Genomic DNA, 11961 nt, shown 5'->3' on the forward strand with positions numbered 1-11961 from the left:
GTCAATGTGAAGTTGGTCGGCCAGCATGGTCCGGTCGAACAGTGCCGAAGTGGCCAGTCGGTGGGACTGGCAAATCAGCGTGAAGCTGGTCGGCCAGCGTGGGACCAGTCGGTCAGTGCCGAAGTAGCTTGTCGGCGTGGCACGGGCCAGTCAGTGTGAAGCTGGCCAGCATGGACCGGTCGGTCAGTGTCGAAGTGGCCGGTCGGTGTGGGACCGGTCGGTCAGGGTGGAGGTGGCGAGTCGGTGGGGGGGTTGGTCAGCAGGCGGTGAAGGACATGGAGCCTAGGCGGAAGCCGAGGGCTGTATCGATGGCTGCTTTGTCTGGTCGGGCCGCTCCGGCTAGGTCGGCGACGGTCCAGGCGACTCGGATCACGCGGTCTAGGCCTCGGGCGGTGAGGGTTCCCGAGCGCAGGGCGCGTTCGGCGCTTGTGAGTACGTCGGGGCTCAGCGGCCAGTTGTTGCGGAGGGCTTGGCCTGGGACTTGAGCGTTGAAACGCCAGGGGGTGTCGGCCAGGCGGTGTATCGCTCGGTCTCGGGCGGCGGCGACGCGGGCCATGACAGTTGCCGTCGACTCACCGCCTTGGCCGCCGCTGGCTGCGTCGAGTAGTTCGCCGGGGCCGACCGGGGTTACGTCCACGCGCAGGTCGATGCGGTCAAGCAGCGGGCCGGAGATGCGTGCGAGATAGGCGATCCGCTGACGTGGGGCGCAGGTGCAGGCTGCGCCGAGCGGGCTGCCCGCGCGACCGCACGGACATGGGTTGGCCGCCGCTACTAGTAGGAACCTCGCCGGGAAACGCGCGATGCCGCTGGCGCGGGCGATGGCGACCTCGCCCGACTCGATCGGTTCACGGAGCGAATCGAGCGCGGTGCGGCTGAACTCCGGCATCTCATCCAGGAACAGGACGCCGCGGTGCGCCCGGCTCACCGCTCCGGGGCGGACCTGGCCCGAACCGCCGCCGACCATTGAGGCGACCGTCGCCGAGTGGTGGATCGAACAGAACGGCGGACGGGTGATCAACGGCCTGTTGAGCGGCAGGGTGCCGGTGAGCGAGTGGATTGCGGAGACCTCCAGGGCGGCCTCGGCGTCGAGCGGAGGCAGGATTCCGGGCAGGCGTTTCGCAAGCATGGTTTTGCCCGCTCCGGGGGTTCCGCAGAGGAACAGGTGGTGGCCGCCTGCCGCGCTCAGCTCTAGGGCGCGGCGGGCCTCGTACTGGCCGACTACCTCGGCGAGGTCGGGCTCGAATGTCGGCTCTTCCGGGGGCGGGCCGCCACCGGGCAGTTGCTCGGCGGACGGTAGTGGAGTTGATGGGTCGGTCGGTATGGGGTCGCCGTTGGCCAGGGCTACCAACTGTCGTAATGAGCGCAGGCCGGTGACCTTTACGTCGGAGACCTGGGCAGCTTCGTCGGCATTTGCCTCGGCGACGAAGACCGAGCCCAGTCCGGCACGGGCCGCGGCCAGGACGCTCGGCAGCACGCCACAGATCGGCCGGACCCGGCCGTCGAGCCCCAGTTCGGCGAGGAACACGGCGTCGGTAAGCGCCGATTGGCGGATGGCGCCGGTAGCGCGCAGGACCGCGAAGGCGATGGCCACGTCGAAGCCGGACCCCTGCTTGCGGATCCAGGCCGGGGACAGGCTGACGGTCAGCACCGCCTGCGGCCATTCGAGACCGGAGTTGAGCGCGGCCGCACGAACCCGGTCGCGGGCCTCGGTCAGCACCGAGTCGGGCAGGCCGATGAGGGTGAACTTGGGCAGGCCTGATGTGGCGTGCGCCTCGACCTCGATCGGCGTGCCCTGAAGCCCGAGGAGGCCGATCGACCAGGATCGGCCGTAGCCGGACATCACGCGCTCCCGGGTAGGGCGGATAAGGCCAGGTAGAACGGCATGAAGGGTGCGCAGGTGGGGTGGAGGGTGTGCGGGTTGTATGGGAACCAGTCGTCTGGGAACCAGCAGTATCCGGGCATCAGGCCACCCCGACTAGGTGGTCGAGGCTGCGCAGTGGATAGGGGGGTCGAGGGCTGGTGCGAATCGCGATGACGTCGATGCGCAGTTGAGTGCGAGGGGGAAGGAGTTGGGGACTGCGTGGGCGGGTGGCTGATGGAGCGGTGGGGCGTTGGCCTCGGTGTTGGTGTTGGTGGTGCTCGTGAAGCCAGCGGGTGGCCAGCAGGCGCAGACGCGCCGCCTTCTCCGGGGTGATCGCCTGGATCGGGTGTGCGAGGCGGTCGCCTGCCCGGGTTTTGACCTCGCACGCCACCACGGTTCGCCGGTACCTGGCGACCAGGTCGAGTTCACCGCGCAGATCCGGATCCCGGCACACCCAGTTTCGGTCGAGCACCTGGTAACCGGCGCCGAGCAGATAGTGTGCCGCGGCCTCCTCGCCGTAGCGGCCGAGCCAGTGGCCCCATGGCCGGCCGAGGAGGACGTCACTCGTCGCTTTTGATGCTTTTCGAGTTGACGCCGCGCTCGTTTGCGGTGTGGTTGCCATGCCTGTGACCCCGTTCTCCCGTGGAACCGGCGTTGTGCTGGCGCCGGGCCGGACTTTTCCGGCTGTATCCACGATGCGGGATCAAAAGGGGCGGTGGCGGAAAAATTTTCGTGGCTGTGGATAACTCTGTGAGTAGTTCCGCGAACCACTCGCGAGCCGCTCGCGAACGACTCCGCGCGGGTTGACCCGGCTTGGGGGTCCACGGCGCGGGATCAGTCGGTGGGGACCTCCAGATCCGCCTTGGCGAGTTCCTCGACGTTGACGTCCTTGAAGGTCACGACCTTCACGTTCTTGACGAAACGGGCCGGGCGGTACATGTCCCACACCCAGGCGTCGGACATGGTGACCTCGAAGTACACCTCACCGTCGGCCGAACGCACGTCCAGGTCGACGTGGTTGGTGAGGTAGAACCGCCGTTCCGTCTCCACGACGTAACGGAAGAGCCCGACCACGTCCCGGTACTCCCGGTAGAGCTGAAGCTCCATCTCGGTCTCGTACTTCTCGAGATCCTCGGCGCTCATTGCCGCGCTCCCCTAAAGTCCAGTCGAGCTCGTGAACCGGCTCCGGCGACTGCGCCGAAGTCCAGGAGATCGCCCTGGGCGGCTTGGGCGCTCCCCTCCCCATTCTGACCCACAATCGGCGCGGTGGTGTCGTCCGCCGTCGGTGTGAGATCCGCCCTGGGCCGCGGCACGTTGGAGTAGCTGAGCCGGTGTTCGGGGCACGGACCGTGCTGGTCGAGGGCGGCCTGGTGGGCAGCCGTAGAGTACCCCTTGTGAGCTGCGAAGCCATAGACCGGATGGGTCTCGTGCAGCTCCACCATGATCCGGTCCCTGGTCACCTTGGCGATCACCGACGCGGCGGAGATGCACGCGGCCAGCCGGTCGCCCTTGATCACCGCCCGGCTGCTGATGCCGACTCCGGGGACCGCGAAGCCGTCGAACAGGACCAGTCCGGGAGTCACGTGCAGCCCGGCCACCGCTTGGCGTAGCGCCGTGTAGTTGGCCTCCTGCACGCCCACCCGGTCCACCTCTGCCGCCGGGATGATCGCCACGGACCAAGCCGCGGCGGCAACGATCTGGTCATATGCCCGATCGCGGGCCGGCGCCGTCATGAGCTTTGAGTCGTTGAGGCCGTCCGGGCGCAGGTCCGGCGGCAGGACCACCGCGCCGGCGACGAGGGGACCGGCGCATGCGCCACGACCCGCCTCGTCGGCTCCGGCCACCGAGGCGAAGCCGTGGATGCGTAATGCCTGCTCGTATGCGTACAGATCCTGCCCGTCGGCTACGGTCGGAGGCAGCGGGATCCCTAGATTGAGTGGCTGCTGGTGCGCTGACACGTAATCAGATTAGCTACTTCTGAACCCGATCAGTTCTCCGCGGCTCTACTCGCGAGTTTGCGCAGCTTGCGGCGTCGACGCAGCAGCGTGACGGGCAACGCGCCGACCGTCGCGGCGACCGGGATACCGCCCGGCGCGGCGAGCGCGGAAAGGCCGGTCTGGTTGAACGTGTTCGGCACCGAGAGCTTGGACCAGTGGCCGATCGGCCAGATGATCACCTCGGCACGGCCGACGACCGAGCTGACCGGGATGGTGCCGCCGTTGAGCTCCTGGTGCGCACGAGAGTCCTCGGAGACGCCGCGGTGGTCGCCCATCACCCACAGCCGCCCCTGCGGAACGACGATGTCGAACATGCCGTCCGGCCCGGAGGCGGCGGTGTCACCCGGATAGATGTACGGCTCGTTGAGGGCGACGCCGTTGACCGTGATCTCACCCTGGGGGTTGCAGCACACCACGTGGTCGCCGCCGACACCGATGACGCGCTTGATCAGGTCGCCGTTGTCCTCGGGCAGCACGCCGACGAAGGTGAGCGCCTTGGTCAGCCAGTTGCTGCCGCCGGTGGTCTCGCTCGGGCCGAGCCAGCCGCCCGGATCCTGGAAGACGACCACCTGGCCGCGCTGCGGCTGGCCGCCGAGCCACACCGAGGCCCGGTTGACCAGCACGCGGTCGCCGATGGCCAGCGTGTTCTGCATCGACCCGCTGGGGATGAAGAACGCCTGGACCAGGAAGGTCTTGATCAGGAAGGCGAGGAACAGCGCGAAGACGACCAGGAACGGAAGTTCCACGATGAACGGCCGCGGCTTCTTGGGGAACAGGAACCGCCAGAAGACCGCGAACGGGAAGGCTACCCAGCCGAGGGCGGTGTGGGGGCGGCGCAGCTTGTCCGAGCCGTCCGGCTGCTGCGCTTCGCTTTCGGCGCGATGAACACCGGCTGCCGACGCCTCGTAGCCCTCAGCGGAGCCGGGATCGCCGCCGGGGGGCTGCTCACCAGGGCCGGACGTCTCCCCGGCCTCGGCCGCCGGGTCCGGACCCCCGGGAGGTGCGGGCTCGAAGCCGTTCGCGGCGGACCCGCCGCCGGAGCCGGCCTGGTCCGCCATCGTCCCGGGCTGCGCCTGCGCGCCGAGCGCGTCCGGCCTGTCCAATCCCACGTCGCAACCTCGTGTCTGTTAAGAGCTGTGTCGACCGTGCCCGCCACCACCGCCGGCCGAGGAACCGCAGCGGGAACACGCCGAGGAACGCCGCGGTCGCGGGCAGTTCCTGGGCGGGCGGGAGCACAGTCAACCCTTCTTGGTGAAAGGTAGCCGGAACACCCAATCCTCCGGCGCGGCTTGGCGGCCATATCAACACGAACGCGTGACCCACCACGTCGCTGACTGGCACAGTACCGTTCGATCCGCCGGTCATGTGGTACCTGGAATCAGCCGAGTCCCCACGATTGTCCCCCATCACCCAGATCCGTCCGGCTGCGACCTTCACGTCGAAGGGCATCGTGGACGGTGCGGCGTTGGGGAAAAGGTAGGACGTCTCGTCGAGTGGTACACCGTTGACCGTGATGCGACCCTGAGTGTCGCAGCACTTCACTTCGTCGCCACCCACCGCGATGACACGCTTGATCAGGTCGTGTTCGTCGCTTGAGGGCAGCAACCCGACGAAGGTGAACACGTCCTTGATGCCACGCACTATGGGATTGCTTGAAGTCGGCGTCGCGGTGCCCTCAAGCCAGCCGCCCGGATCGTGGAAGACCACAACCTGTCCACGCTGCGGCTTGGCGCCGAACCACGGGGAGAACTTGTTCACCAACACCCGGTCGCCGGGCATGATCGTGTTCTGCATCGACTGCGACGGGATGAAGAACGCCTGGACCATGAACGTCTTGATGCCGAGGGCGAGCAGCAGCGCGATACCCAGCAGGATCGGGATCTCGCGCCAAAGCCGGATCGGCTTGAGCCGGCGTCGCCGCCCCTTCGCCACGCCGGTCCTCCAGTCGCCTCGCACCGCGCCGCGCGCGGGTGTCCCAGCGTCGCAGATTACCGAGTCCGCCTGAAGAAAGGCGAGCACCCTCGGACCGAGGGTACCGAGGGTGCCGCATGAAGAGTAGGGCCGCCGATTCCGGACGACGCGAACACGCCACCATCCGCCGGTCCGCCGAACGACCGGGCGGCCTGGCTACTTGGCGTAGTCGACCTTCTCCTTGATCTTCGCCTTCTTGCCGCGCAGGTCGCGCAGGTAGTACAGCTTCGCCCGGCGCACGTCGCCGCGGGTGACGATCTCGATCCGGTCGATCACCGGGGTGTGCACGGGGAAGGTGCGCTCCACGCCGACGCCGAAGCTGACCTTGCGGACGGTGAAGGTCTCACGGACCCCGTCACCCTGGCGGCGGATCACGACGCCCTTGAACACCTGGATCCGGGAGCGGTTGCCCTCGACGACTCGGACGTGCACGTTGAGCGTGTCACCGGGACGGAAGTCGGGTACGTCGGAACGCAGCGACTTGGCGTCGAGCTCGGAAAGCTTCTGCATCGTGGTCTCCTCGCGGGTGCCACAGGTCACCCACGGCTTCGTGGTCTGAGGTGAAGAGTCGGCGCCAACCGCGCGACGCGCTGCGCTCCCCCCATGGCAGGAGTGGCGCGCACCGTAAACTGAGGTCAACGGTTCAGCCGACGGGCCAGTCTCTCATGTACTCAGCTAAACGGTGAAATCGTCGCCCGGTGCGGGCTTCTCGTCGCCGGCGCCGACGTCACGCACCAAACGCTCGCCCTCTACGCGCCAGCCGAGAGCAGCAAGCGCGATGCGGTCCTTCTTGTCCAATGCGGCCACGTCGAGTTTGGCCAGCAGCTCGGGACGATTCACGGTCGTGCGTGCGAACGCCTGGTCGCGGCGCCACCGCACGATGGCGCCGTGGTTACCCGACGTGAGGATCTCGGGCACGGCCTGGCCGCGCCACTCGGCCGGCTTGGTGTAAACGGGGCCTTCGAGCAGGCTCTCCATCGCCCCGCTGGCGAACGAATCGTCACGCACGGACTCCGCGTTGCCGAGGACGCCGGGAAGTAGGCGGCCGATCGCCTCGACCATCACCAGCACGGCGACCTCTCCCCCGGCGAGAACGTAGTCACCGATGGAGAGTTCTTCCACGGGCATCCGCTCGGCAGCCGAGTCGATAACGCGTCGATCGATGCCCTCATACCGGCCGCAGGCGAAGATCAGCCACGATGACTCGGCGAGCTGTGCAGCCTTGGCCTGGGTGAACGGGCGTCCGCTGGGCGTCGGTACGACGAGCGTGGGCAGCAGTTCCGGCGATTCGGGGGCGACGTCCGCGATGACGGTGTCGAGCGCCTCACCCCAGGGTTCGGGCTTCATGACCATGCCGGGACCGCCGCCGTAGGGCGTGTCGTCGACAGTACGGTGCACGTCGTACGTCCAGGCACGCAGGTCGTGTGTGCGGATGTCGAGCAGGCCACGGTCCGCTGCCTTCCCGATGAGCGAGACACCCAGCGGGGCGAGGTACTCGGGAAAGATCGTGATGACGTCGATGCGCATAGCCATCGGTCCGACTTCACCGTGGCCCTGGCTCACGAGTCCGCGGCGGCGGGCCGCGGATCGGCGAGTTCGAGCAGGCCCGGGGGCGGATCGACGAGCACGGCGCGCTCCCGCAGGTCCACCTCGGGCACGATCTCCTCGACGAATGGGATCAGCACCTCGCGGCCGTCGGGGCGCGTGACCGCGAAGAGGTCCTGCGTGGGCAGGTGCAGCATGTCGGCGACGGTGCCGATCTCGCGGCCGTCCACGGTCACCACGCGCAGGCCGACAAGCTGATAGTCGAAGTACTCATCGGGATCGTCCGGCACCTCTTCGGGGTCGGCATCGACGATCAGCAGGGTGTTGCGTAGGCCTTCGGCGGCGGTGCGGTCCTCGATCCCGTCGAACCGCAGCACGAGGCGGCCTCCCTGCGCGCGGCCGGAGGCGACGGTGAGCGGGCCGCGCTGGGGCGGGTCGGTGTCGAGTGCGGTGCCCGGGGCGAACCGGGTCTCCGGATCGTCGGTGCGCACCTCGACGGTGACGTCACCGCGCAGTCCGTGCGCCTTGCCGATCCGGCCCACGACGAGCCGCACCGTCTCGCGCGGCTCGTCGTGCTCGGGTCTGTGCGTCGTCATGAGGCCAGTCCTCGGGCCGGGCGCTCAGCGATACCCGGGCGCTTCGACCAGGTCGATGCGGACCGAGCGGCCCTCCAAGGCGCCGATCACGGTGCGCAGCGCCTTGGCGGTGCGGCCCTGGCGCCCGATGACCTTGCCCAGGTCGTCCGGGTGCACCCGCACTTCGAGAATCCGGCCGCGGCGCAGCGCGCGATCCCGGACGACTACCTCGTCCGGGTGCTCGACGATGCCCTTGACCAGGTGCTCAAGCGCCTCTTCCAGCATCGGCTCAGGCTCCGTCGCTCGCCGTGGTCTCGACGGCCTCGGCGGCGGGCTTGGCTTCCTCGGCCGGCTTCTCCGACCGCTTGCGGGAGGCGGTGGTGGCGGCCTTGGGCTCGTTCTCGGCCTCCTTGTGCGCGGCCTCGAACAGCGCCCTGCGGTCGGCCTTGGGCGCCGCGACCTTCATCGGCGGCGGGGCGGGCAGACCCTTGAACTTCTGCCAGTCGCCGGTGACCCGCAGGATCGCGGTGACCGACTCGGTCGGCTGCGCACCGACGCCGAGCCAGTACTGCACCCGGTCCGATTTCACCTGGATGAAGGACGGGTCCTCCTTCGGGTGGTACTTGCCGATCTCCTCGATCGCGCGGCCGTCCCGCTTGGTGCGGGCGTCGGCGACCACGATGCGGTACTGCGGCGTGCGGATCTTACCCAGACGCTTCAGCTTGATCTTGACTGCCACGGGAGTGGGATCTCCTGATTTCGTAATTCGATTGGGGGATCGAGCCGCCGCGTGGGGACTACGGTTTCACGATCTCCCGGCGGACGCGGAGCCAGCGGAGAGAGGGGCCGCACGGTCCGAGTACTCGACCTGCCATTCTGCCAGACCGCGAAGGGTGCCACGGACCAGATGCCACGACCCGGATGCGCAGAGCGGTCGCCGCGGCGGCCCCGTCCGCAGCCGGACGTGAGTACGCGCGTCGAGCCGGCTTCTTCGTTCAGCCCAGCATCTTCTTGAACTCGTCGGGCAGCTCGAAGTCGGCGCCGGGGTTCGGAACGGACGCCGGGCCGGCCGCGGTCGCGGGTCCGGCGGCGGCGCGCTCGGCGCGGGCCTGCTCGTCGGCCTGGCGCTTGACCGGGTTGCCGGAGCGGCTCTTGTTCTTCTTGCGCGCCGCCTGCGCGTTGGCCTTCGCCTTCGCGGACATCCGGCGTCCGCTGCCGGCGCCGAAACCGGGCATGCCCGGGATGCCCGGCATGCCGCCGCGGCTCATCGAGCGCATCGCCTTTTGCGTCTCGAAGAACCGCTCGACCAGGTTGTTGACCGCGGAGACCGTGGCCCCGGAGCCGCGGGCGATGCGGGCGCGGCGCGAGCCGTTGAGGATCTTGGGGTCCTGCCGCTCCTGCGGGGTCATCGACTTGATGATCGCGCTGACCCGGTCGATCTCCCGCTCGTCCACGGCGGCCAGCTGCTTGCGCATCTCGGCCATGCCCGGCATCATCCCGAGGATCTTCTGCATGGAGCCGAGCTTGCGCAGCTGCTCCATCTGGGTGAGGAAGTCCTCCAGGGTGAAGTCGTTGCCGCTGAGCAGCTTCTGGGCCATCGCCTCGGTCTGCTGCGCGTCGAACGCCTTCTCGGCCTGCTCGATGAGCGAGAGCACGTCGCCCATGCCCAGGATCCGGGAGGCCATCCGGTCCGGGTGGAAGACGTCGAAGTCGTCGAGCTTCTCGCCGTTGGACGCGAACATCACCTGACGGCCGGTCATCTGCGCGACCGAGAGGGCCGCGCCGCCGCGCGCGTCGCCGTCGAGCTTCGTCAGCACCACGCCGTCGAAGCCGACGCCGTCGAGGAAGGCCTGCGCGGTGTTGACCGCGTCCTGGCCGATCATCGCGTCAACGACGAACAGGATCTCGTCCGGCGAGACGGCGTCCCGGATGTCGGCGGCCTGCTTCATCAGCTCCTGGTCGATGCCGAGCCGGCCCGCGGTGTCCACGACCACGACGTCGTGGAACTTGTCACGGGCGTACTGGATCGAGTCCTTCGCGACCTTGACCGGGTTGCCGCTGTGCCCGCCCGTGAGCGCCTCGCCCGCGGCATTACCCGGCTCGGGGGCGAACACCGGCACGCCCGCGCGCTCGCCGACCACCTGAAGCTGGGTGACCGCGTTGGGCCGCTGAAGGTCGGCGGCGACCAGCAGGGGCGTGTGCCCCTGCGCCTTGAGCCAGTGGCCGAGCTTCCCGGCCAGCGTCGTCTTGCCGGAGCCCTGGAGGCCGGCGAGCATGATCACGGTCGGCGGCCGCTTCGCGTACCGGATCCGGCGGGTCTCCCCGCCGAGGATCGCGATCAGCTCCTCGTTGACGATCTTGACGACCTGCTGGGCCGGGTTCAGCGCCTGCGAGACCTCGGCGCCGAGCGCGCGCTGCTTGACCGCCGCGACGAACTGGCGGACCGCGGGCAGTGCGACGTCGGCCTCCAGCAGCGCGATGCGGATCTCGCGGGCTGTCGCGTCGATGTCCGTCTCGGACAGTCGGCCCTTGCCGCGAAGGGACTTGAACGTCGCTGCCAAGCGGTCGGAAAGCGTGTCGAACACGGCGCCGTCAGATCCTCGCTGCTGTGGAGTGGCTGTGTCTGCTGGCGTCCCGGCCCGGAGAGCGAGACGCGTGTATCTCAGCCAAGCGTATCCGCTGGCGCCGAGTTGTCGGTGCCGTCGCCTATCGTGATGGTCAGTCAAGCAGAAAGGTCGGTGGCGGCATGGCGCCGAACCGGTACGCCGGTGCATGCAAGACCTGCGGCGGAACCGTTCCGGAAGAGGGCGGCGAACTGCGCAGGGATCTGGGCGGGTGGATCGTCTACCACGCCGAGTGCCTACCTGCCCCGGCACCGGGCTGGCATACCGGACTGATCGGTTCCTACGACTGCGAGACCACCGGCACCGACCCCTTCTCCGCGCGGCTCGTCTCAGCGGCCTTCGTCACCACGGCGGGGGCACGGCACGAGTTCCTGGTCGATCCGGGAGTGGAGATCCCGGCCGAGGCCGCGGCGGTGCACGGCATCAGCACCGAGCACGCCCGCACGCACGGAGTCGAACCGGCCGACGCGCTGGAGCAGATCGCCGTACTGCTGGCCGAGCACCTGAGCAAGAACGCGCCGCTGGTGGTGTTCAACGCACCGTTCGATTTGACCCTGCTGGAAGCGGAGCTGGAGCGCAACGGCCTCAAGGCGTTGCGGGATCGGGTGCGTGAGGTCGCGCCGATCGTCGACCCGCTGATCATCGACCGGACGCTGGACCGGTACCGCAAGGGCAGCCGGACGCTGGAGGCGCAGTGCGCGTACTACGGCGTCGCGATCGAGAACGCGCACGACGCGTGCGCGGACGCGGTCGCCGCGCTCGGGGTGGCCCGTGCGCAGGCGGCACGGTACCCGGAGTTGGCCGAGGCGAACCTGGCCGACCTGCACTCGCGGCAGGTGGACTGGAAGGCGGCAGCCGAGGCCGAGTACGGAGAGTACAAGGCCAGCCGGGGCGAGGCGTTCACGCCAGAGCCGGGCTGGCCGATCCGGACGAGGTAGCGCGTCGTTCCGGTCCTGAGATCGCCCCCACAGCCCGATGATCGGATGACCAGACGATCCGCACTTGCTGGAAATGGGACGTCGTTCCGAGGGTGCGCCATGAGCCTCGGAACGACGCCTCAGGGATGCATTCAGACCGGATGCGTCTCAGGAGTGCGCCCGGAATGGATGCGCCTTTGAAACGCGCCGGTTGGGCATGATGGTTCAGCGCTCGCCGTTCCGTTGTCGATCGTTCCGGGTCAGCCGTCCGAGCGGGTGCGGTGGAGGGTGAACGTTTCCAGCGGCGTGATCTCGCCGTACGGCTGCGCTACCGTGTAGTAGGTGACCCGGATCGAGGTCTGGCCGCCGGGCTTGCTGCCGGGGTCGACGTCGAAGGCCGCGAAGCCGTAGGGGTGGGTCAGGTCGCGGAAGGCGGACCAGATCGCCTGTTCGAAGACGTAGGTCGGGGTC

13 protein-coding genes and 1 pseudogene are annotated in these 11961 nt (G+C 68.7%); 1 reads left to right on the forward strand and 13 read right to left on the reverse strand.

What is annotated here, in order from left to right; translation table 11 throughout:
- Positions 1–256 precede the first annotated feature (256 nt).
- The 12 genes from VGS97_RS13230 to ffh form a co-directional block, all read right to left on the reverse strand.
- Positions 257–1840, reverse strand: coding sequence for a YifB family Mg chelatase-like AAA ATPase (locus tag VGS97_RS13230; RefSeq protein WP_326853715.1), 1584 nt, complete (start codon positions 1838–1840; stop codon positions 257–259).
- Positions 1841–1961: 121 nt separating this feature from the next.
- Entirely contained in the window at positions 1962–2483 is a 522-nt protein-coding gene (locus VGS97_RS13235; protein ID WP_326853716.1) for a YraN family protein, read from the reverse strand.
- A 212-nt stretch (positions 2484–2695) separates the two neighbouring features.
- Complete coding sequence (locus VGS97_RS13240; RefSeq protein WP_324838803.1) at positions 2696–3004, reverse strand: DUF2469 domain-containing protein; 309 nt, start codon at positions 3002–3004, stop codon at positions 2696–2698.
- On the reverse strand, positions 3001–3786 hold the full coding sequence (locus tag VGS97_RS13245; protein WP_349262115.1) for a ribonuclease HII: 786 nt from the start codon (positions 3784–3786) through the stop codon (positions 3001–3003). Before VGS97_RS13245 ends, VGS97_RS13240 begins: the two co-directional genes overlap by 4 nt.
- A gap of 62 nt (positions 3787–3848) precedes the next feature.
- The gene (gene lepB, locus VGS97_RS13250) at positions 3849–4916 is read right to left on the reverse strand and encodes a signal peptidase I (protein ID WP_326853726.1); all 1068 of its coding nucleotides are present in this window, start codon (positions 4914–4916) and stop codon (positions 3849–3851) included.
- Positions 4804–5790 carry a signal peptidase I gene (gene lepB, locus VGS97_RS13255; RefSeq protein WP_326853718.1) on the reverse strand — a complete coding sequence of 329 codons (987 nt, stop codon included), beginning with the start codon at positions 5788–5790 and terminating at the stop codon, positions 4804–4806. Before lepB (VGS97_RS13255) ends, lepB (VGS97_RS13250) begins: the two co-directional genes overlap by 113 nt.
- Positions 5791–5985: 195 nt before the next feature.
- On the reverse strand, positions 5986–6339 hold the full coding sequence (gene rplS / locus VGS97_RS13260) for a 50S ribosomal protein L19 (protein WP_326853719.1): 354 nt from the start codon (positions 6337–6339) through the stop codon (positions 5986–5988).
- 165 nt (positions 6340–6504) lie between these two features.
- A complete protein-coding gene (trmD, locus tag VGS97_RS13265) occupies positions 6505–7356 on the reverse strand; it encodes a tRNA (guanosine(37)-N1)-methyltransferase TrmD (protein WP_349262116.1) in 852 nt (283 codons plus the stop codon).
- 32 nt (positions 7357–7388) lie between these two features.
- Complete coding sequence (gene rimM, locus VGS97_RS13270; RefSeq protein ID WP_349262117.1) at positions 7389–7928, reverse strand: ribosome maturation factor RimM; 540 nt, start codon at positions 7926–7928, stop codon at positions 7389–7391.
- A 66-nt stretch (positions 7929–7994) separates the two neighbouring features.
- On the reverse strand, positions 7995–8234 hold the full coding sequence (locus VGS97_RS13275) for an RNA-binding protein (RefSeq protein ID WP_324838797.1): 240 nt from the start codon (positions 8232–8234) through the stop codon (positions 7995–7997).
- Between the two features lie 4 nt (positions 8235–8238).
- Positions 8239–8688 carry a 30S ribosomal protein S16 gene (rpsP, locus tag VGS97_RS13280; RefSeq protein WP_326853722.1) on the reverse strand — a complete coding sequence of 150 codons (450 nt, stop codon included), beginning with the start codon at positions 8686–8688 and terminating at the stop codon, positions 8239–8241.
- A 256-nt stretch (positions 8689–8944) separates the two neighbouring features.
- Positions 8945–10534, reverse strand: a complete 1590-nt coding sequence (ffh, locus tag VGS97_RS13285) for a signal recognition particle protein (protein ID WP_326853723.1) — start codon at positions 10532–10534, stop codon at positions 8945–8947.
- A 161-nt stretch (positions 10535–10695) separates the two neighbouring features.
- On the opposite strand from ffh, the gene VGS97_RS13290 reads away from it, so the two are divergent.
- Positions 10696–11511: an exonuclease domain-containing protein gene (locus VGS97_RS13290; protein ID WP_326853725.1), complete on the forward strand. Its 816-nt coding sequence runs from the start codon at positions 10696–10698 to the stop codon at positions 11509–11511.
- A gap of 239 nt (positions 11512–11750) precedes the next feature.
- Here VGS97_RS13290 and VGS97_RS13295 read toward each other — a convergent pair.
- Positions 11751–11961, reverse strand: a pseudogene (locus tag VGS97_RS13295) (hypothetical protein); the annotation flags it as partial.

Source organism: Actinocrinis sp. (genome assembly GCF_035946395.1).
Lineage (GTDB): Bacteria > Actinomycetota > Actinomycetes > Streptomycetales > Catenulisporaceae > Actinocrinis.